Annotated in this window: 24 protein-coding genes and 4 pseudogenes; 6 read left to right on the top strand and 22 right to left on the bottom strand. The window is 60.2% G+C overall.

The annotated features are described in order from the left end of the window. Positions 1-39: 39 nt before the first annotated feature. A pseudogene (locus MLPF_RS16205) lies at positions 40-1,237 on the top strand (FAD-dependent oxidoreductase); the annotation flags it as partial. A 3-nt stretch (positions 1,238-1,240) separates the two neighbouring features. Here MLPF_RS16205 and MLPF_RS17280 read toward each other — a convergent pair. The 3 genes and pseudogenes from MLPF_RS17280 to MLPF_RS06465 all read right to left on the bottom strand — a co-directional run bounded on the left by MLPF_RS17280 (position 1,241) and on the right by MLPF_RS06465 (position 3,248). Continuing rightward, positions 1,241-1,866, bottom strand: a pseudogene (locus tag MLPF_RS17280) (MgtC/SapB family protein). 362 nt (positions 1,867-2,228) lie between these two features. Next, complete coding sequence (locus MLPF_RS06470; protein ID WP_162196894.1) at positions 2,229-2,435, bottom strand: hypothetical protein; 207 nt, start codon at positions 2,433-2,435, stop codon at positions 2,229-2,231. Between the two features lie 474 nt (positions 2,436-2,909). Next, positions 2,910-3,248, bottom strand: a complete 339-nt coding sequence (locus MLPF_RS06465) for a hypothetical protein (protein WP_050039011.1) — start codon at positions 3,246-3,248, stop codon at positions 2,910-2,912. 76 nt (positions 3,249-3,324) lie between these two features. Here MLPF_RS06465 and MLPF_RS15680 point away from each other — a divergent pair, with 76 nt between their 5' ends. Both MLPF_RS15680 and MLPF_RS06460 read left to right on the top strand, forming a co-directional pair. Beyond that, the gene (locus MLPF_RS15680; protein ID WP_272946133.1) at positions 3,325-3,450 is read left to right on the top strand and encodes a hypothetical protein; all 126 of its coding nucleotides are present in this window, start codon (positions 3,325-3,327) and stop codon (positions 3,448-3,450) included. Beyond that, entirely contained in the window at positions 3,451-3,681 is a 231-nt protein-coding gene (locus MLPF_RS06460; RefSeq protein WP_237817102.1) for a hypothetical protein, read from the top strand. It begins immediately after the preceding gene. Here the strand turns inward: MLPF_RS06460 and MLPF_RS06455 are convergent. Next, on the bottom strand, positions 3,678-3,848 hold the full coding sequence (locus MLPF_RS06455) for a hypothetical protein (RefSeq protein WP_237817104.1): 171 nt from the start codon (positions 3,846-3,848) through the stop codon (positions 3,678-3,680). The genes MLPF_RS06460 and MLPF_RS06455 overlap by 4 nt on opposite strands. A 62-nt stretch (positions 3,849-3,910) precedes the next feature. Then, positions 3,911-4,156, bottom strand: coding sequence for a hypothetical protein (locus MLPF_RS06450; RefSeq protein ID WP_175266368.1), 246 nt, complete (start codon positions 4,154-4,156; stop codon positions 3,911-3,913). A 143-nt stretch (positions 4,157-4,299) separates the two neighbouring features. On the opposite strand from MLPF_RS06450, the pseudogene MLPF_RS06445 reads away from it, so the two are divergent. After that, positions 4,300-5,074 (top strand): annotated as a pseudogene (locus MLPF_RS06445) (LLM class flavin-dependent oxidoreductase). Positions 5,075-5,325: 251 nt separating this feature from the next. Here MLPF_RS06445 and glnA read toward each other — a convergent pair. Continuing rightward, a complete protein-coding gene (gene glnA / locus MLPF_RS06440; RefSeq protein WP_045842805.1) occupies positions 5,326-6,762 on the bottom strand; it encodes a type I glutamate--ammonia ligase in 1,437 nt (478 codons plus the stop codon). Between the two features lie 306 nt (positions 6,763-7,068). Between glnA and MLPF_RS17275 the strand changes: the two genes are divergently transcribed. Together MLPF_RS17275 and MLPF_RS06430 are read left to right on the top strand one after the other, a co-directional pair. Continuing rightward, entirely contained in the window at positions 7,069-7,347 is a 279-nt protein-coding gene (locus MLPF_RS17275; protein WP_050039009.1) for a hypothetical protein, read from the top strand. Positions 7,348-7,409: 62 nt separating this feature from the next. Then, positions 7,410-7,580 (top strand): hypothetical protein, encoded by a 171-nt coding sequence (locus tag MLPF_RS06430; RefSeq protein WP_237817104.1) that lies wholly within the window; start codon positions 7,410-7,412, stop codon positions 7,578-7,580. Here the strand turns inward: MLPF_RS06430 and MLPF_RS06425 are convergent. The 16 genes and pseudogenes from MLPF_RS06425 to MLPF_RS06350 form a co-directional block, all read right to left on the bottom strand. Then, positions 7,577-7,807 (bottom strand): hypothetical protein, encoded by a 231-nt coding sequence (locus tag MLPF_RS06425; protein WP_237817268.1) that lies wholly within the window; start codon positions 7,805-7,807, stop codon positions 7,577-7,579. The genes MLPF_RS06430 and MLPF_RS06425 overlap by 4 nt on opposite strands. Positions 7,808-8,628: 821 nt before the next feature. Further along, positions 8,629-8,853, bottom strand: a pseudogene (locus MLPF_RS06420) (hypothetical protein); the annotation flags it as partial. A gap of 73 nt (positions 8,854-8,926) precedes the next feature. Then, positions 8,927-9,727, bottom strand: coding sequence for a DivIVA-like cell division protein Wag31 (gene wag31, locus MLPF_RS06415; RefSeq protein WP_045842795.1), 801 nt, complete (start codon positions 9,725-9,727; stop codon positions 8,927-8,929). A 255-nt stretch (positions 9,728-9,982) separates the two neighbouring features. Next, on the bottom strand, positions 9,983-10,273 hold the full coding sequence (locus tag MLPF_RS06410) for a YggT family protein (protein ID WP_045842794.1): 291 nt from the start codon (positions 10,271-10,273) through the stop codon (positions 9,983-9,985). A 118-nt stretch (positions 10,274-10,391) separates the two neighbouring features. Further along, complete coding sequence (locus MLPF_RS06405) at positions 10,392-11,024, bottom strand: cell division protein SepF (protein ID WP_045842793.1); 633 nt, start codon at positions 11,022-11,024, stop codon at positions 10,392-10,394. A gap of 67 nt (positions 11,025-11,091) precedes the next feature. Further along, a complete protein-coding gene (locus MLPF_RS06400; RefSeq protein ID WP_045842802.1) occupies positions 11,092-11,865 on the bottom strand; it encodes a YggS family pyridoxal phosphate-dependent enzyme in 774 nt (257 codons plus the stop codon). A 5-nt stretch (positions 11,866-11,870) separates the two neighbouring features. Continuing rightward, a complete protein-coding gene (locus MLPF_RS06395) occupies positions 11,871-12,578 on the bottom strand; it encodes a purine nucleoside phosphorylase YfiH/LACC1 family protein (RefSeq protein ID WP_045842792.1) in 708 nt (235 codons plus the stop codon). A gap of 49 nt (positions 12,579-12,627) precedes the next feature. Next, positions 12,628-13,767 carry a cell division protein FtsZ gene (gene ftsZ, locus MLPF_RS06390; protein ID WP_045842801.1) on the bottom strand — a complete coding sequence of 380 codons (1,140 nt, stop codon included), beginning with the start codon at positions 13,765-13,767 and terminating at the stop codon, positions 12,628-12,630. Positions 13,768-14,031: 264 nt separating this feature from the next. Beyond that, on the bottom strand, positions 14,032-15,057 hold the full coding sequence (locus MLPF_RS06385) for a cell division protein FtsQ/DivIB (RefSeq protein ID WP_045842791.1): 1,026 nt from the start codon (positions 15,055-15,057) through the stop codon (positions 14,032-14,034). Further along, positions 15,054-16,541, bottom strand: coding sequence for a UDP-N-acetylmuramate--L-alanine ligase (murC, locus tag MLPF_RS06380; RefSeq protein ID WP_045842790.1), 1,488 nt, complete (start codon positions 16,539-16,541; stop codon positions 15,054-15,056). Before murC ends, MLPF_RS06385 begins: the two co-directional genes overlap by 4 nt. Next, positions 16,538-17,749, bottom strand: coding sequence for an undecaprenyldiphospho-muramoylpentapeptide beta-N-acetylglucosaminyltransferase (gene murG / locus MLPF_RS06375; RefSeq protein WP_045842789.1), 1,212 nt, complete (start codon positions 17,747-17,749; stop codon positions 16,538-16,540). The genes murC and murG overlap by 4 nt, the downstream gene beginning before the upstream one ends. Next, a complete protein-coding gene (gene ftsW, locus MLPF_RS06370) occupies positions 17,746-19,335 on the bottom strand; it encodes a putative lipid II flippase FtsW (RefSeq protein ID WP_045842788.1) in 1,590 nt (529 codons plus the stop codon). The genes murG and ftsW overlap by 4 nt, the downstream gene beginning before the upstream one ends. Before the next feature lie 6 nt (positions 19,336-19,341). After that, positions 19,342-20,820, bottom strand: a complete 1,479-nt coding sequence (gene murD / locus MLPF_RS06365) for a UDP-N-acetylmuramoyl-L-alanine--D-glutamate ligase (protein ID WP_045842787.1) — start codon at positions 20,818-20,820, stop codon at positions 19,342-19,344. A gap of 1 nt (position 20,821) precedes the next feature. Next, entirely contained in the window at positions 20,822-21,901 is a 1,080-nt protein-coding gene (gene mraY, locus MLPF_RS06360) for a phospho-N-acetylmuramoyl-pentapeptide-transferase (protein WP_045842786.1), read from the bottom strand. Further along, positions 21,898-23,451 carry a UDP-N-acetylmuramoyl-tripeptide--D-alanyl-D-alanine ligase gene (locus MLPF_RS06355; protein ID WP_045842785.1) on the bottom strand — a complete coding sequence of 518 codons (1,554 nt, stop codon included), beginning with the start codon at positions 23,449-23,451 and terminating at the stop codon, positions 21,898-21,900. Before MLPF_RS06355 ends, mraY begins: the two co-directional genes overlap by 4 nt. Beyond that, positions 23,448-25,040 (bottom strand): UDP-N-acetylmuramoyl-L-alanyl-D-glutamate--2,6-diaminopimelate ligase, encoded by a 1,593-nt coding sequence (locus MLPF_RS06350; protein ID WP_082082336.1) that lies wholly within the window; start codon positions 25,038-25,040, stop codon positions 23,448-23,450. Before MLPF_RS06350 ends, MLPF_RS06355 begins: the two co-directional genes overlap by 4 nt. Between the last annotated feature and the right edge of the window lie 15 nt (positions 25,041-25,055).

Genomic DNA, 25,055 nt, shown 5'->3' with positions numbered 1-25,055 from the left:
AGCAGAAGAATTTGGGGAAATGTCGAGCCGGCAACCGATATGGTTGTTATCGGCTCTAGGTTCGCGGGACTGTGGACGGTGCTCGGTGCCTACCAGCGAGCAACTCGACGAGCGCAAGGTGTTAGCAGGCACAGTCGACATCACATTTTTGAGTGCCAAGCCCCTTATTCATACTATCCGGGTTCACAACTATGAGACCAATTTGAGCGGCTTCCGCATTGCGCTAGCTGATGTCCTCGACCTGGCCGGAGTTGTGCATGTCGCCACAGAAGTCACCGCGATCGACACCAACGCCAACACAGTCACCACGTTAAACGTACGACCTACAGCCACAGCCGACTCGTGCTGACCGTAGGCAACCAGGTACTCAAATCCACCATTCAGTGATCTGCGCAAGTTCGATTTTGACATCGACACCTACGACGACGCCCTCGAATTGGAGCACCACTTGCGTACCTTAGCCCAGAGCGCGGCCAAGATGCTGCAGCCCTCCCCGACCGCAATCATCGTGATCGGTGCTGGGCCAACCGGAATCGAGGCGGCCTGCGAGCTGACGAGCAGGCTTCGGACACTGTTTGCCCTGGACGGCATTGCACCGCGGGTGGTGCCGATCGATCATAATCTCTTGGTTGGCTCCGATGGGCGTGTTGGCGCGACTGGTGATCGAGCAAGCCTTGACGGGTAACGGCGTTGAGACCGGGACAGGAGCCGACGTCGCCGCCGTCAGCGCGGGCGGCGGGCCGCTCCCGTAGGGAGAGCGGCTGAACGCAACCACCATAGTACGGCATGCGAGCCAGCTTCACAAACCGAGCAAATCAAATATCGATCGCACGCGACCGACTAGGCCGGGTACCAGTCGACGACTATCTACGAATAACCGGCGTACCCTCGATGTTCGCTGCCGGTGACGTGGCTGCGGGCCCAGACGGATAGCAAGCACCTGTCGGTGATGTCGTATAACCATGGACGCCCGATGAGACGCTATGCCGGCTACAACGTCATCAATAACTTGCCCAGAGAACCGATGCTGACTCTTCGCGTCCCCTGAGATAAGTAAGGGTTCTCGATCTAGAGTCGGCTGGTAGCGGTGTCACCCCCAGAATGGGAACAGGTGGTGGTCGCCGATGGCACACAGACCAAGGCCACCAAGCGCACCTTCAATACCCGTAGGACCCATCCACCATCGACCAGCCACCGCTCCGACTTGCTAGCCACGACCGCACTGGACCGGCAGCCCCCCCTAGCTGAGGCCCGACTTGTTCAGGCCTCGGTCTGCCTGCGCTTGATTGCCCACGTACCGGTGAACGGCGTATATGCTGGGATGTCGTGAAAGTGCCGCCACCAGTCGCTCCAATTTTGCCAGCGTATCATCGTCCACAAACAATTGTGCTGCCAAACCAATGTTGTCAACATCGGCCTTCTCGGAGAATATAGCACGCAGGGTGATGTCATTGCTGCTGATGTGTTGCACGATGTGGACGAACGCATACTTTTCCACATTTACGACTACAGATCAACTGTACTTGATTATGGCCGCAGGCGTTTGTCCTCTTCGATGACGTTGTCGCGGTCGATCAACCGGCCAAGTAAGCGACCCAATAATATTAAGTATGGCAACGATGTTACCGGTGGCCATCACGATGAATAGCAGGTGCCCAGAGGCAGCCAGCACACCTACTGCCGTCGAGAAACCGGACTTCAGCCACCACATAAGACGCGCCTCTGATGGAGCTGCTGTCCTCGATGGCGGCTGCATGGCGCACCAACCAGGCTGGCCACCCGGCGGCCACCAATACGTTGAGTGCGCAGGCTCGGCCATGCGTGCCCGCGATTGCCGCTCGAAGCCGATAAGGTCGCCCAACTCATCCCAACGGCCAGTCGGAGCGCGAAATCAGCGATGCCCAGTAGTGTGCATGACACCGCATCCTTTCCCGATAACGGGGATGAGCGCCTACCACCACCCTCGCAACGATCTTGCCGTCGGCAACCAACCAGACACAGGTGAACGGCAAGTCTCCTTACCGAATCGGTTAAATTACGACCGAACCGTTGCTGGCGGGTGAACCGCTGGGTCAAAACAAAAACTGATCCAGCGATGAGTTGACAATCCTCCCACGTTGCAGGGTCGCGCTATGCCGTAGAGATTTGGTGGAAGCAGTAGTATTTCGCCGTAAGCACAGCTAACTTTGCTGCGTAATCCATGGTAAGTTCGGGATTGTGGTCTTGGATTAGTTCCAGACGCGATTCGCCGTTGTGGCAAGCACGTACATACCGCTTTGGCGGACACGACAGCTTGACCCTGCTTCGTTGAAGCCAATGTCGGTCTGCTGCAGAGCAGCGAGGAGGCCCTTGCCGTCGCCATCTGGGCCGGCACAGGCGGGAGCAGCGAGACCGATCATGGCGGTAGCGCCGAGAAGCGCAAACAGCAGTCTCATGACTCGTTTTTCTCCCGGTCCGGGGCAAGTATCGCATCCTTCACATCGCGACCAAAGACCATGTGGACCCAAAATCGAGCAATTAAATAGATCTGAATTCGCAATAACACCATATTCTCCACTCTACTGATCGAAACTGTAGAACGTATAAATTCTCTTGATCCCCCTGGCCTGCATTGCTGTTGACGCAGCCGACCCACAACGATGTCACCATCTAGGACAGTGGTCCGCTCCGGAATCGTTTTAGCCCGTGCTGGTCTCGAAATCGCAACCACGTTAGGGCACAGCCGCTGGGAACATTATAAATAGAAGACATCGAGATGTTATTGAGATCAGCTCGCACACTGCATTAGTTTGCCTATTTATTAGCCCGATTGATTTCGAATGGAACAACCTTGGATTTGCTAGTGTTGGACAAGTATTATGGCTTGTAGGCCAGGTTTTGGAGAGTTTGGTCAAGCAAGGCTATCGTGATCAACGATAGTAGTGTTGCATGGTTTCAGGTTTTTCGGAGATTTGTGCGACCAGACGTTTCAATTTGTCGGGCGAGATGGATTCTTTGAAGCCTGCGGGTAGGGTTAGACAGTTACGATTACGGTCGCCGATGCGAGTCAAAACGCTGGTAGTCCTGGCTCCCAAGGTACTGCCGAGCACACCAACTACCGACACCGAGCTGAGTAGGCTGCCGGCATGGCTCGTGGCCCGAAAGCCTACAACGCCGCAACGACGGTTCTGACGGCCGGGGGTTGCGGTGGCCCGGTTGGGCAGCACGGTTAACGCTTTGATCAGGCTGTTGTGGCTGATATTCACCACAGCATTGATCCTAACCCGGGTTGCTATGCGATGCCGCCGGGCATCTGCGCACTGAGGCGCACCCGCGATATCGTGGTTGTGCTGGTTGTTGGTGGTTATTTCTTGCTGGTTTGGTTTTGTGTGGTTGAGGGGTGTGGTGGGTTATGTGGTGGGGATCGGTGGTGTGGGTTGTGTTGGTGGTTTAGGGTTGGTCGCGGCGTAGGTGGGCTGCTTGCAAGGGCCGCCGAGTAGTTGGTGTTGGTCACCGGCCGCGACATCGAAGCTGGCGATGCTGGGGGTGCGTCTGGTGTGGCGGGTGGCCGGGGATCAGTTGCGCTTTTCTGGTGATGTGTTAGCCCGCCACGCGCACAAGTCACCAGATCACGCCGTGGATGGCTTTTATCTTCCTTCCGCGGTCGATCCCCACAAAAAGTCAAGTACTGCCCTAGGCTAGAGCACCGCCGTACGCGTCATCACCGGCTGCGAGGTCATCGACGAACTGTGAAACCAACACGGCACCAACACAGCCGGGGGCACACCGGCTGGCCGAGGGCCGGTGAACAAACAGACACCCCACAGCCATAGCATGCACCCGAAAGCGCCCCCAACACCCAGCGCCAACAAGATCTAGGCTAGCCCACCAAACTCCCGACCGTATCGGCCAGCGATGGCACACCAGAACACTACTTCACCTGCCACCTATGAAACCGACCAACAATTCCTGCCACAAACACCAACACCCCCGACCACCACACAACAACAACGGCTCGGGCGAGCAGTTCAGGTGCACCAAATGCGGCAGTGACCAAGCCAGCTAAAACTGGGGTCGACAACATCTCAACAGATATGGCGCCAAGTCCTAGGGCCAGCAGTACCAAACCGCTGTTCACCGGCACCACCACCGTTAAGTATATGCGCGATACTCCCATTTGGCGCGCTTCGCATCGAGACTTTCGTTGACCATGTCGAAAGATGCCAAATCCTATTCATGCTGCTGTCCTGCGGGTTACGCAGAGATCATTCTCGAAGAGGAAAGGGTACTTATCGAGCCAGTATGGGCGCAGGAAGCTGAATGAAATTCGGCATCAGCAACGCGTTCTTAAACACCCGGGAAATCACCGAGAGCGCCAAGGCCGACGACGACCTCGGTTACGACAACAGCATCGGGATTCCGTACCACGTGGTTAATTTGGAGACCCTAAACACCCCGTATCCCCTACACCCAAGTCACCATCCGGCTGCGGTTTGTCACCATCATCTACATGCCCGCGATGGGCTATCCTTACTCGGCGACCAAAGCCATTGGCACCGCGGCATTCTTGCCGTCCGGACGAGTGGAGCTCGACATCGGCGTTAGTTGGTAACAACAGGAATTCGCCTTTATGGGAGAGCTTGTTCGCTGCCCGCGGCAAAAGTATCGAAGAAATTTTTGACTTGATGCGGGCGCTGCGGCAACCGGGCTGGACGCAATTCGACGGTGAGTTCTACCGGACATGGTGTTTGGAGATACAGCCAATCCTACCGGCCTATACCGATTCTATATCGGGGATTGGACGAGACCGCAATTGCGCAGCGCTGGGCGCCACAACGGCTAGCTGGTTGACCTCATCGGGACCGATCACGCTATCGTGGCGGACGACCGGCTGCAGGGAATTGCGAATTAGAAACAGTTTGTCGCTAGATGATTTCACCGTACTGACGGCACTCACTATTACCGATATCGGTGCGCCGAGGATGCCAACATCAAACGGTATTCTTACCATGCCGCGGATGCTGTGTCGGACCAGCCATCACATTGGCCGACACAAAAGTGACGCTTCCGCAAGGACCTGACTTTGGACAGCTAGCTACGTACTGTCATCAGCTTCGGTGTTCTATGGAGCCGCTTTCGCGTCATGCTCCACGCATGACGTTTTAGCAACGACTAGAACCCGAAACTACGGTGTATTCTGAAGTCTTCAGGAGCTTGGCTAGAGGTTGCCGAAATGGCTGAGGGACAGCCAGTCAACATGTCGCGGGTGATTATCGGACGTCAGCCCCGGGCCTAAATTGCAGAAACCCGCTTTGGTTGATCATCAAGAGGGTTTCCGCGTCCCCCTTAGACATCGTAGTACAGCGCAAACTCGTACGGATGCGGTCGAATGTTGACCGGTTCGATCTCGTTCTCGCGCTTGAAGTGGATCCACGTCTCGATCAAGTCGGGTGTGAACACTCCTCCTTCAGTTAGGTAGTCGTGGTCTTCCTCGAGTCGGTCGATTACCGCAGCCAGCTGGGTGGGCGCCTGCGGAATGTCTACGCCCTCCTCCGGTGGCAGTTCGTAGAGGTCCTTATCAACCGGGGCTTGAGGCTCGATCTTGTTCTTGATGCCGTCCAGGCCAGCCATCAACATGGCGGAGAACGCCAGGTAGGGGTTGCCCGATGCATCGGGACAGCGGAACTCCAGCCGCTTGGCCTTCGGGTTGTTGCCGGTGATCGGGATACGCACACATGCGGACCGGTTACGCTGGCTGTACACTAATTTAATCGGCGCCTCATAGCCGGGAACCAAACGCTTGTAGGAATTCACGGTCGGATTAGTGAACGCCAACAACGACGGTGCATGGTGAAGTAGGCCTCCGATGTAGTGGCGTGCGGTGTCTGACAAACCGGCATAGCCGATCTCGTCGTACATTAGCGAGGTGCCGTTTTTCCACAACGACTGGTGAGTATGCATGCCGGAGCCATTGTCACCGAACAGCGGCTTGGGCATGAAGGTGACTGTCTTGCCGTTCTGCCACGCGGTGTTTTTGACAATGTACTTGTACAGTTGCATGTCATCGGCCGCATGCAACAGTGTGTTGAACTGGTAGTTGATCTCAGCCTGCCCACCGGTGCCCACCTCGTGGTGGCCCTTCTCCAGAACGAAGCCAACGTTGGTCAGGTTGGTAAGCATCTTGTCGCGCAGGTCGACGTACTGATCGTTGGGAGCCACCGGAAAGTACCCACCCTTGTGGCGAACCTTGTAGCCGCGGTTGGGGCTGCCGTCGGACTCGGTCGCCGCGCCGGTGTTCCACCACCCAGAAATCGCATCGACTTCGTAGAACGAACCGTTCGAGCGTGAGTCGAAACTCACCGAGTCGAAGATGTAGAATTCGGCCTCGGCACCGAAGTACGCGGTGTCAGCGATACCAGTGCTAATCAAATAGTTTTCAGCCTTGCGAGCTATGTTGCGCGGGTCGCGAGAGTATGGCTCGAAGGTGAACGGGTCATGGACGAAGAAGTTGACATTCAGTGTCTTAGCTGCACGGAACGGATCGATGAGTGCGGTGTCCGGGTCAGGAAACAGCAGCATATCGGACTCGTGGATCGACTGGAACCCACGAATCGATGAACCGTCAAAGGCCAGCCCGTCCTCGAACACGCTCTTATCGAAGGCCGAAGCCGGAATAGTGAAGTGCTGCATTATTCCGGGCAAGTCACAAAACTGAACGTCGACAAATTCGATTTTTTCATCCTTGGCTAGTTTGAAGACGTCGTCGGGCGTCTTTTCCGTCACAAAATGCTCCTTAGTATTTTCCTGCTCCACGATCTGACGCTATGGAGCTGGTTATTACTGGTAAGCTCCCCACATTGCGCCGAGGTTACTTGACCATGCACCCGCAAACAGAGGCCGGTTGCACGCGGGTTCTATTGCGGGGCCATGGACTGTAAGATCGTATCTGGTCTGCCGGTGAGGTGCAGCGGTTCGTCGCGACCTCGCCTTGAGAAGACGGCTGTTGCCGGCAGGCTAGTCGAGCCCGACCATCGGATCGGCCGATGACCTCGGCCTCACGCTCCGAATAACCCCACGCGACTTTCGGCTTTGCCGGAGCACAGGCCGGGATCACTGGCTCCGATAGGGCATCGGCTGGCGGCGCTGCTGGTCGATTGGCTGATCTGCTACGGTTTGGTACTGCTGGCCCTAGGACTTGGCGCCATATCTGTTGAGATGTTGTCGACCCCAGTTTTAGCTGGCTTGGTCACTGCCGCATTTGGTGCACCTGAACTGCTCGCCCGAGCCGTTGTTGTTGTGTGGTGGCCGGGGGTGTTGGTGTTTGTGGCAGGAATTGTTGGTCGGTTTCATAGGTGGCAGGTGAAGTAGTGTTCTGGTGTGCCATCGCTGGCCGATACGGTCGGGAGTTTGGTGGGCTAGCCTAGATCTTGTTGGCGCTGGGTGTTGGGGGCGCTTTCGGGTGCATGCTATGGCTGTGGGGTGTCTGTTTGTTCACCGGCCCTCGGCCAGCCGGTGTGCCCCCGGCTGTGTTGGTGCCGTGTTGGTTTCACAGTTCGTCGATGACCTCGCAGCCGGTGATGACGCGTACGGCGGTGCTCTAGCCTAGGGCAGTACTTGACTTTTTGTGGGGATCGACCGCGGAAGGAAGATAAAAGCCATCCACGGCGTGATCTGGTGACTTGTGCGCGTGGCGGGCTAACACATCACCAGAAAAGCGCAACTGATCCCCGGCCACCCGCCACACCAGACGCACCCCCAGCATCGCCAGCTTCGATGTCGCGGCCGGTGACCAACACCAACTACTCAGCGGCCCTTGCAAGCAGCCCACCTACGCCGCGACCAACCCTAAACCACCAACACAACCCACACCACCGATCCCCACCACATAACCCACCACACCCCTCAACCACACAAAACCAACAACACCCTAGGCTTCAATTACCCCAGCGATGCACCGTTCAATACTGGCTCGCACGGAAGCCAAGACCTAGTCATAAAGGGTTCTCCCGGAATCGATTTCGGCCAGATACGCGGCTTGGATTTCGATGCGGAAATTTAGAGTTGACGTCACACCGCGGTCACCGCGGTTCGGTTCGGGAGGCGTGTCTGTGATCGGCCGAGCTGGCTGATCCGAGTGTGCGCCGCCGAGCCAGCATGCTGACGGCTGTCCCGTGCCCTACAGAGCACGAGGTCCGACTCGACCCCCAAATCTCAATAAATATTATAAATATATTGTTGCGATACCTGTCGGGCCGACGGTCAGCCTGCCGTGAGCTCTCGCGCGAAGCCCACGATGTGGTGTGCGCGACGCGCGCTAACCGTGTTTGATGCGGTTGGACAGGTCTGCTCGGATTGTCACAAAATCACTCGACGATCAGGTTCGCGACTCCTCACCACACCCACCACCAACAGCACATCACAGGGCCGCTGAAAAATAGCCGCCTAGGGCGCTACGGGCGCCCGAGGTGGCTTCTCATCCAACGTCTACATGGCAACCCGGTCGTTACCGTGGTCGTCGGTGGTTATCGCCGATTCCTCACTCGTGTCCGTGTCCGGCCCCTACCCCGACAAGTCACTGCTGCCGGTGTCGCCTTCCTGGCCGCCCGCCTCTAGGGCTCCCACTGAGATCCCCGCTGGCACTTAGTCCAGGTATTCGACATAGGCAGCCTCATCGCCCTGGTCCGTGTCTTCCTTATCCTCCTTGTTGGCCGCATCAATGCGCTGGTGTTCCCGCACTGCGTCAACGATTAGCAACACCACGCCCAGGACACTTGCACCAATACATACCCAAGCCATCAGCGAATTGCTGGTAGCGACCGCAAACACCAGCACAACGAGCCCAATGAGAGCCAACACCAGTGCAATGATCAGCATTGACAGCTCCTCCAGCCGACAAGTTAGGACTGCCACCTAGTGTGCCGATCGTGGAGTCCGGCACGCTTCTCGGCTAATTATTACCTCGATTGAACTGGTCGAATCCACCAGCATCCGCATTGGAATCAACCGGTGCAGCCGACCCACGCTGACCAAGTTCCTCAAGCTGAGATTCCAGATAGGTCTTGAGCCGGGTCCGATACTCGCGTTCGAAGGTACGTAACTGTTCGAGTCGGCCTTCCAACACCGTGCGCTGCTGGCTGATGGCTCCCATAATCTCAGAATGCTTACGCTCGGCTTCGGCTTGCAGGGCGTCGGCCTTCTCCTGGGCTTGACGTGACTGGACCTCGGAGCGAGTCTGGGCGTCGGCCAGCATCGCGTCGGCGCGTTGCTGGGCCTCGGCAACGGTGGCCTCCGCCGTGAGGCGAGCCTCACCAAGAATTTGGTCGGCATTGGCACGCGCATCGGCCAACAACTTGTCTGATTCGACCTTGGCCGTACTGGTGAGCTGGTCGGCGGTATCCTGAGCTAGGCTCAACACCCTAGTAGCCTTCATCGCCAGTTCTTCGGCCGTCTCGGCAGCCACTGCCACCGGTGCCTGCTTGGCAGGCACCGGTTCGGGTTCGAAAGTGGAAAGCGCCTGAGTGGGCTGCGCGGCGATAACAGGGCCGGCACCGGGACCGCCACCTGTAGCCAGTTCGTGATCCAGCTCCTCGATCCGCTGGCGTAGGTCGGAATTCTCTTCAATGAGCTGAGTCAACTCATTCTCAACCAGGTCGAGGAAAGCGTCGACCTCATCTTCGTTATAGCCACGCTTGCCGATGGGCGGCTTACTGAACGCCACGTTGTGGACGTCGGCTGGTGTAAGCGGCATTGTTCGTCCCCTCAATTCCCTTGTCAAACGATTTGGAAAGTGTAGAACGGCGTGGTAGCCATCGCGCAACTACCGTCCATCCTGTCACACCAGAACCGACTGTTACCGTTATCTAATAATTTAAGTAAAGAATTTCAAACTGTAAGGCCAATTAAATCTCAACCCTTAGATTTGAAATCACACGGAGCAAACCGTCGTCAAAACGTGGCCGAACCGTCGCCTGCTTCCGGAGCGGCGGGGGCATGACTTAGGCACTTAGGCCGCAGCGCTTAAAGCCAATTGCATGCCGATGAACACAACCAGCAACAACACCATGATGGACAAATCGAAGCGGACCGCGCCGATGGTGAGTTGCGGAATCAACCGCCGTAACAACTTCACCGGCGGATCGGTGATCGACATGATGGTCTCTAAGATTACCACAGTAACCCCGCTGGGGCGCCAATCACGACTAAATGAGCGAATGAACTCAACGACAACCCGAGCGATCAGCAGCAGCCAAAAGACGAACAGCGCCAACCCAAATATCTGATAAAACAACGCCAACTAAAGCCCGACCTTACCAATGAGGGTACCAATCACCGTCTACAAATACGGCTACTGCCAGAGTACCGACTCTGAGGTCGGACCCATATGTTGTGGTAGGATCTAATGATAAACTGATCTACTGGTAGGCGTAAAAACCGGTTTCGGCGATCCGACGACGCTCTTCAGGGGATACGTCAACGTCGGCTGGCGACAGCAGGAACACCTTGGTTGCGACCTTGTCGAAGGATCCGCGCAACGCAAAGGCCAAGCCCGCGGCGAAATCGACCAGGCGCTTGGCGTCAGCATTGTCCATCGACACCAAATCGATGATGACCGGGGTGCCATCTCGAAACCGCTCGCCAATAGTGCGCGCCTCGCTGTAGTCCTTAGGTCGCAGCGTGGTTATCTTCGACAGCGGGCTACCTTCGTCAAACAGCATGGTCATTCGGCGCGGGTCCATCGCCAAAGCTCCTCGGGTGGAATTTCGCAACCACGATCCCAAGCGCGGGCGGCTCAGGTCAGGCCGGTCGAACTCGCGCGGGCGGAAGCGATGCTCATCCCCATAGCCGCCACGGTACCCTAGCGGCGGATAGCCGGTCAGCTCGCCACGCAGGTCACCGTAGTCGCGCCCTTCATAGCGGCCGTACCCTTCCTCAAACCGGGGACGCCCGTAGCCGTGGGTGGGAGAGCGATCGTCAAAGTACTCGTCGTCGTAGTCTTCCATCGGAGCCATTCCGAAATAGGCCTTGACCTTGTGCAGTGTGCTCATTGCGTGATCCCCTTCTAGGCCTGAAAGTTCTGGTGTCTGTGATGAAGATGTGACTATAGTGACTACCTTATAGCGACCGTAACCGGCTTGGACCCAATAGCGCGGTACCGACACGCACACACGTCGAACCATGTTTGACCGCTATCTCAAAATCGTTAGACATACCAGCGGACAGCCCGATCGCATCCGGATGTGACCGCAGCACCCGGCGATGTTCCGATCGCAACTGTTCAAAAGCCTGGTCGGGATCCCACCCCAACGGCGGGATGCCCATCAACCCGATCAACTCCAGGCTTTTCGACTCATCGACTTGCGCGCAGACCCGGTCAACTGCGCCGGGCGCGGTCACGTTGACACCACCGCGCGATATGTCGCCATCGAGACTTATCTGAACATAGACCCGCAACGGCTGCTCGCGACGACCGCCGGCCAACGCCGCGGCTACCGCCCGATCGAGCGCCGTGACTAATTGCGAGCTGTCGATCGAATGAGCGGTGTGCGCCCACTGCGCCAACGACTGCGCCTTGTTGCGTTGAATTTGACCCACCATGTGCCAGTGCATACGCGATTTCGCCTCCCGAGAAACCCCTAACAACTCAGTGAGTTCAGCAGCTTTCGTTGAAGCTTCCTGTGCCCGCGATTCACCAACAGACCGACAACCCAAGCGAGACAAAATCGCAACATCAGTTGCTGGAAAGAATTTACTAATAGGTAAAAGTTCGATTTCGCCGACATTGCGCCCCGCGGCTTGCGAGGCGGCCGCAAGCCGGGAACGCACCGCCGTCAACGCATGCATTAATTCGGATTCGCGGTCGCCCTGCAGGCCAAGATCCGTCGCCATGGCGGTCACTCCATACAGACCAGCGACACCAGTCGCCCTGTTGACGCGGTCTGGCGGTGACTGAACAACGTCTGGCCGGCCACCGTGCAGCGTGGATAGGCTTCGATCGGCATGACACCTAAATCGCAGAGCTGGCAAGCGATTCCAACCCGTAAATCGAGGCCGGAAGTTCCGGCTGAGGTGGTGGTGCAGTTATCTGACAACACCACCTCGACCTCGTCGGCCATCGCTGCGGGCACCTCATAGTTACGGCCACTAACCGCCAGACCAAGCAGCACTGCAATGTCTCCAACGTGCGCACCCAGGGCCATCATTATATCCACCGCACGAGCCACTACACCTTGCCGAACCCCCAACCACCCGACGTCGACCGCCGCGGTCACTCCAGCATGCGCATCGGCCAGCAACACTGGCATATAGTGGACCGTAAAGACCGCCAATACCAGCTGAAATATTCTGGTCACCAAAGCGTCGGTGTCATCGACCGCAGTGTCACACGGCTCATGAACCATCTTGACTCGATCACCGTAGACCTGGCTCATCCACACCACCCGATCGACACCCAGTCCAGTGGCAGCGACCAGCCGAGCACGGTGAGTGGCCACCGCAGTCGGGTCGTCACCGACATAGTCACCGAGGTTCAAGGAATCGAACAGCGATGGCGAAACGCCACCCGCCCGCATTGCGCTCACTCGACGGATGCGAACGCTCACCTGTCCAGTATTGGCAAATCCTCCCACTTCAAAGGTCCCCGGCCCGGCGTCAGCGACGCATGAACGGCGGCACGTCTACGTCGTCGTCATCGCCGCCGATAGTTAGAGCCGCACCGTTGGTGTGTAGCGGCGCACTGGCAGCGTCGACAGGCTCAAACAACGTCGAAGTGAGCGCGCCGGCCTTCGCCGACTCGATCCGGTGCGCGCCGCCAGTACTTCCCATCACGGGCGTGCGGCCCGGTCCGTTGGCTTCAAAGCCCGCCGCGATCACAGTGACTCGTACCTCGTCACCCAACGAATCGTCGATGACGGTGCCGAAAATGATGTTGGCGTCCGGATGCGCGGCGTCCTGGACCAACGAGGCCGCCTCGTTAATCTCGAACAGGCCCAGGTCGCTGCCACCGGCGATCGACATCAGTACCCCCTGGGCGCCCTCCATCGACGCTTCCAGCAAGGGGGAGTTGATAGCGATTTCGGCCGCCTTGAGTGACCTACCATCACCGCGCGCCGAGCCGATGCCCATTAACGCGGTGCCCGCACCCGACATGATGCCCTTAACGTCGGCGAAATCGACGTTAATCAGTCCCGGCGTGGTGATCAGGTCGGTTATGCCTTGCACGCCGTTCAGCAGCACCTCGTCGGCGCTGCGGAACGCATCCATCAAGGATACCGCGGTATCACCCATCTGCAGCAATCGGTCGTTGGGGATCACGATGAGGGTATCGCAACTCTCCCGCAACGCCGCGATACCGTTCTCGGCCTGATTACTGCGCCGCTTGCCCTCGAACGAGAACGGCCGGGTGACCACACCGACAGTCAACGCGCCTAGCTTGCGTGCGATGCTCGCAATGACGGGTGCCCCTCCGGTGCCGGTACCCCCGCCTTCACCCGCCGTGACGAACACCATATCCGCCCCGCGCAGCAGTTCTTCGATGTCGTCCTTGGCATCTTCGGCGGCCCTGCGCCCGACCTCCGGGTCCGCACCGGCGCCCAGCCCGCGAGTGGAGTCCCGCCCGACATCGAGCTTGACGTCGGCATCGCTCATTAACAACGCCTGCGCATCAGTGTTAATCGCCATGAACTCCACGCCTTTGAGGCCCTGCTCGATCATCCGGTTGACGGCGTTAACACCACCGCCACCGATACCCACAACCTTGATGACGGCAAGGTAATTATGCGGGGGGGTCATCATTCGTCTTCCTCCGTGGTGGGACTAACTTGCCCTGGCGGGTTTGAGCTCCCTGATGGGTGTGGGTTCCTCCCGGCGGTGTGTCTGCTTGGCAAAACATCAACCTCAACTATAGACTTAGAGTTATGTCAAGTAGCTCCGTGTAACCAGCACCGTATGGCTATGACAGGTGCTAACCGAGCAGGCGCGCCGACGCGCCACGGTTTTTTTCTGCGGTTCATCATGATGTGCCAACGCTACGTTTGACAGGTATATGCCCCGCCGCTATTTCATGGTCGGCAAATCGGGGCTAGACACGTCGTATGTCCGCCCAGGCTGGGTCAATAGCGCAGCCAGCTTCTCGGCCTTCTCCTCGGTGCGGTCGGTACTCCCCCAGATCACCACCCGCCCGTCTGTCAAGGTAAGGCTGATCGACGACACCGACGGGGCTGCGATCCGGGCCACCTGACTTACAACCTCAGAACGCAACGCGAGCAGTACCATCAGCACAGCCTTGGTCGGCGGATCGATCGGTCCGGGATGACTGACATCGATATAAGGCAACGCCGATGGCGGCGGAGCGGTCGCGAAGTCGACGCCATCGCGGTCAAAAAGGTGCGAGCCATCGGGAAAGTCCTTCACCACCACCGGCACCCGCTCAACAATGGTGATCCGCAGCGCTGACGGGTACTGACGCTGTGCCCGCGCACTGGCCACTCGCCGGATCGCTGCTACCTGGTCAGCGACCTGGTTAGTGTTGATCTGCAGGAGTGGTGTCCCAAGCTGCACTCCGGCCGCATCGAGAACTTCCTCGCGGGTCACCGTCTCGATCCCGGTAACCACGATGTTGCGCGCTGACATCGCCGGCGTGAAATAGAGGGCCAACCCAAGACCGAGCCCGGCGATACTAAAAATCATCGTCGCGAACAGCGTCTTCAGGCCCCGAACAACGCCGCGCGCAACCGGTTTGGGGGAGTTGGGCTCGTTGCTCATCTGCCCATGGATACGGCGTTTAGCCTCACGGCGAGCTTCTTCGATCGCGATGGCGCGCGCCTGCGCGGCACGGCGTTCAGCCCGCTCACGTCGGGCCCGTCGGCGAGGCCCCTCGAACTCGTAGCGGTCGTCCTGCGCTGGCACGTCTCGCGTTAGGGTCGTGAGCGGTGCAACGATCGCAGCATCGACAAAGACTCCGGAGTCCTCCGTCACCACGCCCGAATCGTCCGGTTGTCCACCGCAAACGGGCGATACCTCCACCGCAGCCCACATCGTCGCCGAATGGTTGACTGGTGCGCCCTCGTCCGGTTCTGTCACTGCAACACGCTCGACCGGCCGGGAGTATTGCAGTTGGCCCGGGCCCGCAGCGCAGCAACGATCTCCGGCCCCAGCAGGCCCACGTCACCGATACCCATCGTGACGATGACGTCGCCGGGGCCAGCCGCCGCAGCAACCTCTGCAACGACCGCCGAGTAGTCTGGTATATAGCGGACCGGCACGCTGACATGCTGAGCAACACTGGCTCCGCTGACGCCAGCGAGCGGTTGTTCGCGGGCACCGTTGACGCCAACGATGAACACCTCATCGGCAGCACTCAGCTCACGACCAAATTCGCTGGCCAACGCCTTTGTTCGCGAATATAGATGTGGCTGAAACACCACGATGCAGCGTCCGCCGCCGCTCTGCTCAAGCACTATGCGGAACGCCGCTAGCGTCGCCCTGATCTCCGTTGGATGATGGGCATAGTCGTCGAACACCCGCACCAGCGAATTCGAAGCCTGACCGACTCCCGAAGTCCCGACCAGTTCAAAGCGGCGACGCACACCCCCGAAGCCAGCCAGCCCGTCGAGCACCTCATCGATCGACGCGCCAATCTCGATCGCCGCCAGCAACGCGCCCAGCGCATTGAGCGCCATGTGTCGCCCGGGTACCGGTAGCCGCATCACCCGTGAGTTTAGTTGACCAGCCAACTGGATGTGCGCGACCGCTCCGGTGCCCTGTTGCTCCCACGACAATAACCTGGCGGCCAAGGTTTCGCCTGGCCTGTCGTCGGAACCGTAGCGCAACACCCGGATCCCCAGCTCAGCGGTGCGCCGGGCCAGCACGGCTGCCCCAGGATCGTCGGTACACACAACGAGCGCTCCCCCCAGTGCGAGTCGCTCCACAAAGGAGTCGAACACCCTGACGTAAGCATCGACACTACCGTAGAAATCCAGGTGGTCGGAGTCGATGTTGGTGACCACCGCTACGTTGGGCGTGTATTCCAGTAGCGAGCCATCGCTTTCATCGGCCTCGGCAACGAAGCAGTCGCCTAGGCCGTGGTGGCCGTTGGTGCCCACCGCGGCAAGTTCACCGCCGACCACAAAGGACGGGTCACATCCACAGTGCTGCAAAGCCACAACGAGCAGCGACGTCGTCGTGGTCTTGCCGTGTGTGCCGGCGACCATAAGTGTGGTGCACCCATCCATCAGCCTGGCCAACACGGCCGGTCGCAATAGAACCGGAATGCCGCGTCTCCGGGCTTCGACCAGCTCGGGGTTGGTCTTGGGGATGGCGGTATGGATGGTAATGACTGCGGTAACGCCGCCAGGCAGCAGGTCCAGCAATGACGCGTCATGTCCGATACAGATCAACGCGCCACGCGCCCGCAGTGCGTGCACAACACGCGACTCCTTAACATCTGAGCCAGACACCAGCCCGCCCCGGTCCAGCAGGATGCGAGCAATGCCCGACATCCCGGATCCCCCAATGCCCACCATGTGCACCCGCTGCAACTCGGGAGGCAACTGCCCGACTTTCATGGTTTCCGTCCAGACAACGTGTCACGCTCTGCACGTGCCAGATCCAGTGCCGCATTGGCGACATGATGTGCCGCATCGCGATGTCCCACTCGCGCGGCGGCCGCCGTCATTGCCGCCAGCTGCGCCGGGTCGCTGAACAACCTGACAACTTGCTGCGCCACCAGACCGGGCGTCAAGTCGGCGTCAGCGACCATCATGCCACCGCCGGCGTTGACCACCGGCAGCGCATTGAGTCGTTGCTCACCGTTGCCGATTGGCAACGGTACATAGATGGCTGGCAAGCCGACGGCCGACACTTCGGCGACCGTCATTGCACCGGCCCGACAAATCACTAGGTCGGCAGCAGCGTACGCTAGGTCCATTCGGTCAAGGTAGGGCACCGCTACGTACGGCGGCTCACCGTATTCGGATGTGCGCAGCTCGAGGGTGTTCTTGAGTCCGTGGGCATGCAGCACGGCCACTCCCGAGGCGGCCAGGTCCGCAGCGGCACCGGCGACAGCCCGATTTAGCGAAACTGCACCCTGAGAACCACCGAACACCAGTAACACCCGCGCGTCGTCGGTGAAGCCGAAATGCTTGCGGGCTTCACCTCGCAATGCCGAGCGGTCCAGCGTGGTTATAGCCGCGTGGACCGGCACTCCCACTACCTCGGCACCGCGTAATCCGGAACCAGGTACTGCCGAGAGCACCCGGTCGGCAGTGCGCACACCTACACGATTGGCAATGCCGGCCCGGGCGTTGGCCTCGTGAACCACCACCGGGATACGACGCCGCAACCTGGGGATACCACGTGCGGCGAGGTACGCTGGCAGTGCCACGTACCCGCCAAAACCCACCACCACATGGGCCTCAAAGACCTCGAACACCGCGCGGGTCTCTCGGACAGCACGCCACACTCGTAGTGGGAGCCGGGCCAGGTCGCCAGTGAGCTTACGCGGCAATGGCACCGGTGTGATCAACTCGAGGTGATAGCCGCGCTCGGGCACTAGCTTGGTCTCCAGCCCACGCGAAGTGCCCAACACGGTGATCCGAACCTGCGGATCCAGCGCGGAAAGTGCATCGGCGACGGCCATTGCAGGCTCCACATGGCCGGCGGTACCACCGCCCGCCAGCACGACCGACAAGGGGAGATTAATCGATAATGCGGCACCGTCGACCGACGGGCTGCTCCCTCGCCCGCCGGTCGGCTCACTAACCGAGTCGTTCACCCGTAACGCCGACCTTCTAATACACGAACGCGCGATGTATAATGTTGACCGGCACGTAGCTGACCAACTCTAGAATGCCCTGATCGGTGCTCCGGCCGATCAGCCACTCGGGGGAACGCCGGCAGCAGCGGCCGGTCAGGCTCCCGGGTGGCTTTGCGGGCGGGCTTGCAGCCAACCGACGCCTTGCCGGGTTGCGGACGAGCCTGCTTGCGGTCACGGAACGTCTCCACCCGGGGCGGCAGATACGGCAGCGGCAGCCGTAGCAGCTGGTTCACCTTGTCGTCGCGCCCGGCCCGCAGCGCCGCCACCGCCTCTGGCTCATGACGAGCCGCATTAGCCATAATGCCGACCATGAAAAGTATTGCTGCCGCCGATGTTCCACCGGCAGAAATGAAAGGCAGCTGCAAACCAGTCACCGGCAACACCCCGATCACATAGCCGATGTTGATAAACGCCTGGCCCAACACCCACATCGTCGTGGTGGCGGTCAGCAGCCGCAAGAAAGGGTCGGCCGACCGCCGCGCGATCCGCATCCCAGTGTAGGCAAACAGCCCGAAAAGTCCCAACAGTCCCAATGCGCCAACTAAGCCGAGTTCCTCGCCGATGATCGCGAAGATGAAATCGTTGTGAGCGTTGGGCAGATAGTTCCACTTGGCAACACCCTGGCCAAGGCCGTCGCCGAAGATGCCCCCGTGGGCCAAAGCGAATTTTGCCTGCCGAGCCTGGTAGCCGGTGTCTTGCGGATCTGCCTCGGGATTCATCCAGGACCGCACCCGTTCTGACCGATAACCCGCTGACATCGCCAGGATCGCTCCCGCAATAAAGACCGCGAGCAACGATGTGATGAAGACGCGCAGCGGAAGTCCACCATACCAGAGCAGGGCCAAAAGGATGATGCCCAGTGACACTGTCTGTCCGAGATCAGGCTGAGCCACGATCAAGCCCAGCGCGATGACCGCGGCTGGCACCAACGGAATCAGCATTTCGCGCAGCAATGCTCGTTCCATCCGGCGGGCAGCCAGCAGATGCGCACCCCAAATGACGAAAGCAATCTTGGCCAGCTCGGAAGGCTGCATCGAAAAGCCGGCGATCACAAACCATTTACGCGACCCGTTGGCGATATTGCCAATTCCCGGGATGAGCACCAGCACCAACAAAATAATGGTGATGACGTAAATGGAGAATGCAATGCGCCGGATGAACCGTATCGACATCCGCAATGAAAAATAGCCGCCGATGAGACCAATGATCGTCCACAAGACCTGTTTGCTGAAAATAGTCCAGGCCGATCCGTCATCGCCGTAGGACCGCACACCTGAGGCCGACAACACCATGATCAGACCTAGTGCCGTCAGCAATCCAGCTACAGCAATGATCAGATGAAAGGAGGTCATCGGCCGGCCCAGCCAAGCATCGAACCGGGTCCGAGGGCCGCGTACTCCCGCCCTCAGAGAGCCAGCTCGTTTGACCTTCGCTTCGGCGGTCGTAGCAGTGCCGGACTCAACCGCCTCCACGGTCGTGGCGACCTGCGCACTGTTGTTGTCTCCCGCGCCCCGGCCCCTATCCCGGCCCAGCGTGTTACCCACACCGGCCTACCGGATCGCTGCGCGTACGGCAGCCGCGAATTTGTCACCGCGGTCGGCGTAACTGCTGAATTGGTCAAACGACGCGCCAGCCGGTGCCAACAGTACGGTATCACCGGGTTGGGCTAAGTCCCGGGCCGCCGCCACGGCCACAGCCATCACACGAGTACCAATAGTCCCGCCAACATCATTATCATTAATATTTATCACATCAGTACCAGACACAATGGCAACCGCATGCATACCAGCATCCTCGTCTGCTACAACCTGGATGACGGGAACATTGGGCGCGTGTCGTGATAACGCCTCGGCAACCATCGCGCGATCTCGGCCGATCAGCACCGCACCGACCAGCTGAGGCGCCATGCGCGCAACCTCCGCATCGACGGATGCGCCCTTGAGTAGGCCACCGGCCACCCACACCACACGCGGGTAAGCTAGCACCGAGGCAAGGGCCGCGTGCGGGTTGGTGGCCTTGGAATCATTAACGTATCGGATCCCGTCGGCGACGGCCACCACCTCCGCTCGGTGCCGACCCAGCCGAAACAATGCGACCGCGTCGGCGATCGCGGTCGCCCCTACACCGACGCTGCGAGCCAGTGCCGCAGCGGCCAACGCGTCGAGAACTCCGACCGGGCCCGACACCGGTATCGACGCAACCGGCATCAAGTCCAGGTCGTCAGCAAACGCACGATCAACGAGATAACCGTCACACACCCCGAGCTCACCCACGGCTGGTTCGCCGAGCCGGAAGCCGACCCGGACCGGCGCTACCGTAGTATCCAGCAGTGCCGCGGCCCGGCTGTCGTCCAGCCCAACCACCGCCACCCGGCCAGTCAGCACTCGGGCTTTCGCCATGGTGTACTCGGCCATTGTCGAATGCCAGTCGAGGTGGTCTTCGGCAATGTTGAGCACCACCCCGGCCTCCGGTCGTAGCGAAGGCGCCCAGTACAGCTGAAAACTGGACAACTCGACAGCAAGAACGTCCGAGGACTCGGCAAACTCATTTAAAACATCCAAAACCGGGCGGCCGATGTTGCCGCACAGCAGACTACGCCGGTCATCTGCCGCCAACATCGCGTGCAGCATCGACGTCGTCGTCGTTTTGCCGTTCGTACCCGTCACCACGAGCCAGCGACGTGGCGGCCCGTAGTAGCCCGCGGCATCGAGTCGCCAAGCCAACTCCACATCGCCCCATATAGGCACCCGCGCCGCCGACGCGGCGACGAGCACAGGGGCGGTCGGCGCGAAGCCTGGGCTGGTGACCACCAGGACGTATTTTCTTCCCTGCTCGAACATCTGCTGTGTGGCGGTAACTGCATTCACGGTCGCCACCCCGTTGTCAGCGTATTGCTGCAGGGCGGCTGGGTCGTCGTCACACAGCGTTGCTTCCATACCAAAACGGGTCAGCGCCGCCAGCACCGCCCGCCCGGTCACCCCGCCACCAGTTACTAATACGGGCGCGCCCGGTGTCAGCGTGTCAAGCACGTCAAGCGCCAATGGTGGCTAGCCACTCACCGTAGAACAGGGCCACGCCCAGACCGCAAGTGATCGCCGTGAGCAGCCAAAAACGAATGATCACCGTGGTTTCGGGCCAACCGACCAACTCAAAATGATGGTGGAACGGCGCCATCCGGAACACCCGGCGACCGGTGGTCCGAAAGGACAAGATCTGCAATACAACCGAGGTGATTTCGGCAACGAACAGCGAACCCAGCACGACCGCGAGAATCTCAGTGCGACTGGTGACCGACAAGCCGGCGATCACGCCGCCTAAAGATAGGGACCCGGTATCGCCCATGAAAATCTTGGCTGGTGCGGCATTCCACCACAAAAAGCCGATACACGCGCCCACCGTAGCAGCCGCTATCAGCGTCAGGTCCAGTGGATCGCGAACGTTATAGCAACCCAAGCCCGGCGCCGTCACGCACGCATTGCGATATTGCCAAAAAGTGATCAAAACATAGGCGGTGGTGACCATCGCCACGCTGCCAGCGGCCAGCCCGTCTAAGCCGTCGGTGAAGTTGACCGCATTTGACCAGGCGCTGACGATGACCATGCAGAACAACACAAATAACACCGGTGCCAAGGTGACGGTCGCGATCTCACGCACGTAGGACAGATCCGCGCTGGCCGGTGTCAAGCCGGCGCCATTGCGGAACTGCAACACCAGCACCCCGAACAGCACCGCGACTGTGATCTGCCCTACGGTCTTGGCTTTCTTGTTCAACCCAAGGTTGCGAGACCTGCGGATCTTGATCAGATCATCGAGGAATCCGACGCCGCCCAGCGCGGTAGCAAGACCCAGCACCAACACACCCGACGCCGATACACCTTCACCGTCAAACGCCAAGCCTGCCAGATGACTGCCCAGGTAGCCAGCCCAGATGCCGGCAACGATGGCAACACCGCCCATCGACGGGGTTCCCCGTTTGGCGTGGTGGCTGGGTGGGCCGTCCTCACGGATTTCATGACCGAAGCCGTGCTTGGTGAACAACCGGATTAGCACTGGGGTCAACAGGATAGACACAACCAGAGCGACGGCTACGGCGACAAGGATCTGTCTCATGGGCGGGGGGCCCCGTCGCCCACCAGTACATCAGCCAGCGCCCCTAGCCCGACCGAATGCGACGCCTTGATCAGGACCACGTCGCCAGGTCGTACTTCAGCCCGCAACAATTCCAGGGCAGCAACGGGGTCGGCCACGTTAACCGTATCTAAGCCCCACGAACCTTCCATAACCGCTCCGCGGTGCATGGCGTTTATCGACCTTCCCCCTCCCACGACAACGAGTCGAGACACATCTAAGCGCACCGCTAGCCGGCCGATGCGATCGTGTTCGATTATCGAATCCTCCCCAAGCTCGGCCATCTCACCCAACACCGCCCAGCTTCGTCGAGCGCAGGAACCTCGCTGGTTCTTATCATGGGTCCCGCCATGCGCGATCCAAGCCAGGGCCTGCAGCCCGGCCCGCATCGAGTCGGGGTTGGCGTTGTAGGTGTCATCTATCACCGTCACCCCGTCAGCGCGCGTGGTCACCTGCATCCGATGCCGCGACACCGGCCCCGTCGCGGCGAGCGCAGCCGCCACGTGCTCGACGCTAGCGCCGCATTCCATCGCGACCGCAGCCGCGCACAAGGCGTTGGTGACCTGGTGGTCGCCGTACACGCCGAGTTGGATTTCGGTGGCGCCGGCGCGCGGATGTCGCGTATGCAGCGTGAAGCGCGGCCTAGCAAGTTCGTCGAGCGACACCGGACCAGTCCAAACGTCTGGGCTGTTTGGCGACCCCAGATCGCTACGACTACCGCGACTAACCCGAATCACGCGGGCCGCGGTCGCATCGGCCATCGCCGCCACCGCCGGGTCATCGACGTTGAGTATGACCACACCGGATTGCATAATAGCTTGCGGCAGCTCGGTTTTAGCCCGCGCGATGGCGTCCCGGGAGCCGAACTCACCTAGGTGCGCAGTGCCGACGTTGAGGACAACCCCTACCGTTGGCGGAGCGATCGCCGCCAACGCGGCAATATTACCGGGACGACGTGCCGACATCTCCAGAATCAGATAGTCCGTGCTACGGGTTGCACGCAACACTGTCCAGGGATGACCCAATTCATTGTTGAACGACTCAGGCGGCGCCACCACCTTACCGAGCGACTCCAGCACGACGGCCACCAAGTCTTTGGTGGACGTCTTCCCTGACGATCCGGTAATCCCAATGATGGTCAGCCCGCCAGCTACCAACTCCGCGGCCACCGCCTGGGCCAACTTGGCCAACGCGGCCAGCACCGCCGCGCCCGATCCGTCTGCATCGTGCTCAAGCACCCCAGTCAGCCCGCCGTCGCCCGTGCGAGGGTCAGGAACAACTACGATGGCGGGAACGCCGACCGGCCGAGCAGCCAACACAGCGACCGCACCGGCCGCTATCGCCGAGGCAGCGTGGTCATGCCCGTCTGAGCGGGCCCCCGGCAAGGCCAGGAATAGACCGCCGGGGACAACAGCCCGCGAATCGAATTCCACGCTGCCGGTGACGCGGCGCTCGGTAGCCTCCTCGGGAGAGATATCGACCAACGTGCCACCGACGATCTCGGTAATCTGGGCAACCGTCAGGTCGATCATTGGCGCGCTCGCCCAGGAGCGGGAAGCCGTCGGGCGTCGCGGGCCTGCAGCGCCCGAGCCAGCTCCACCCGGTCATCGAAGGAGCGGGTCTCGGCAGCGCCCCGCTGTCCGGTTTCATGACCTTTGCCCGCCAGCAGCACCACGTCACCAGGACCCGCCCAAGCAACCGCGTATTGGATCGCGGCCCGCCGGTCACCAATCTCGACGACCCGCGCCGCACCGCCAGCCGCGACGGTACCGGCCAGAATGTCACGACGAATTGCCGCCGGATCCTCGCCGCGCGGGTTGTCGTCGGTAACGACGACCAAATCGGCTAGCTCAGCGGCAATCTCGCCCATCGGAGCCCGTTTGCCCGGGTCACGCTCGCCGCCAGCACCGAACACCACTGCCAGCCGATGGTCCGGCTGCAGTAGGGCGGTCAGCACCGAGTGTAGCGCGCCTGGCTTGTGCGCATAGTCGACCAACGCAAGAAAATCCTGGCCGCGGTCGATCCGTTCCAGTCGCCCGGGGATTCGGATGTCCCAAAGCCCCAGGGCAGCCTGCTCCGGCGACACCCCAACAACATCGAGAACCGCCAGGGCGACAAGACAATTAGCGACGTTGTAGCGGCCGGGTAACCGGATACCGACCCGGTGCTGGACACCGGCGGGGTCTACGGCGGTGAACTCCTGGGCTCCGGCACCCAGTGGCGCAACGTCCGTCGCGCGCCAAGATGCGGGTTGCCCTAGGGCGCTGACTGTGATGGCTTCACCAGCCCGGGCGGCCGTCGCGCGCCCAGCGTCGTCGTCGATGCATACCACGACGTTGTAAGCCCGCAGCAATGAATGCGGATCGAACAGCATCGCCTTGGTTTCTAAGTATTCCTCCATGCTGGGGTGAAAATCGAGGTGGTCGCGAGACAGATTGGTGAAACCGGCCACTGCGAACTGGGTGCCGCCCACCCGACCCATACTCAACGCGTGACTAGACACCTCCATGACCACGGTTTCCACCCCCCGTTCGGCCATCGCCGCGAGCATCGCCTGCAGCGCAGGAGCCTCCGGCGTAGTCAGCACGCTAGGGATGTCGACACCGTCGATCCGGATGCCGATGGTACCGACTAGCCCAGCCACTCGCCCAGCAGCCCGTAGGCCAGCCTCAACCATATAGGTGGTAGTCGTCTTACCCGATGTTCCGGTAATCCCAATAACCGTCATCCGGTTGGAGGGATTTCCATATGCCGTGGCGGCAAGACCACCGAGCACGCTGCGGGGTGACGGATGTATAAGTATTGGAACGCTGCTGGCCTGTGCTGTAAACCTGGCGACCCCTTCAACGTCGGTAAGCACCGCGACGGCACCTCGTTCGAGAGCAACGCCAGCATACCGAGCGCCGTGGGTGGACGCACCGGCCAGAGCGGCGAACAGATCACCAGACAGCACCTCCTGGGCCCGCAGCGTCACACCGGTCACCGGAATGTCTGGGACAGTCGCCACCTGTCCGGGGCCGTCGGCCAGCACCGCACCAACCTGGGCCACAAGCTCAGGGAGCCGCACGCCCGCAGTGGCGCTGGGACGCAGCCCAGCCGGCACCGCCATCACCTCAGTCACACCTCCGTCAACCAT

The organism is Mycobacterium lepromatosis (assembly GCF_000975265.2).
Taxonomy (GTDB): domain Bacteria; phylum Actinomycetota; class Actinomycetes; order Mycobacteriales; family Mycobacteriaceae; genus Mycobacterium; species Mycobacterium lepromatosis.
Note: the sequence above shows the minus strand (reverse complement) of the source record. Positions and strands in the feature narration are given on the sequence as shown.

Coding starts and splice junctions, on each gene's coding strand:
- MLPF_RS06450 (WP_175266368.1), bottom strand. CDS start 4,156: ATGGGAGTATCGCGCATATACTTAACGGTGGTGGTGCCGGTGAACAGC.
- MLPF_RS06400 (WP_045842802.1), bottom strand. CDS start 11,865: ATGGCGACGGATCTTGGCCTGCAGGGCGACCGCGAATCCGAATTAATG.
- murC (WP_045842790.1), bottom strand. CDS start 16,541: ATGAAAGTCGGGCAGTTGCCTCCCGAGTTGCAGCGGGTGCACATGGTG.
- MLPF_RS06405 (WP_045842793.1), bottom strand. CDS start 11,024: ATGAGCACACTGCACAAGGTCAAGGCCTATTTCGGAATGGCTCCGATG.
- MLPF_RS06470 (WP_162196894.1), bottom strand. CDS start 2,435: ATGAGACTGCTGTTTGCGCTTCTCGGCGCTACCGCCATGATCGGTCTC.
- wag31 (WP_045842795.1), bottom strand. CDS start 9,727: ATGCCGCTTACACCAGCCGACGTCCACAACGTGGCGTTCAGTAAGCCG.
- ftsZ (WP_045842801.1), bottom strand. CDS start 13,767: ATGACCCCCCCGCATAATTACCTTGCCGTCATCAAGGTTGTGGGTATC.
- MLPF_RS06355 (WP_045842785.1), bottom strand. CDS start 23,451: ATGATCGACCTGACGGTTGCCCAGATTACCGAGATCGTCGGTGGCACG.
- mraY (WP_045842786.1), bottom strand. CDS start 21,901: ATGAGACAGATCCTTGTCGCCGTAGCCGTCGCTCTGGTTGTGTCTATC.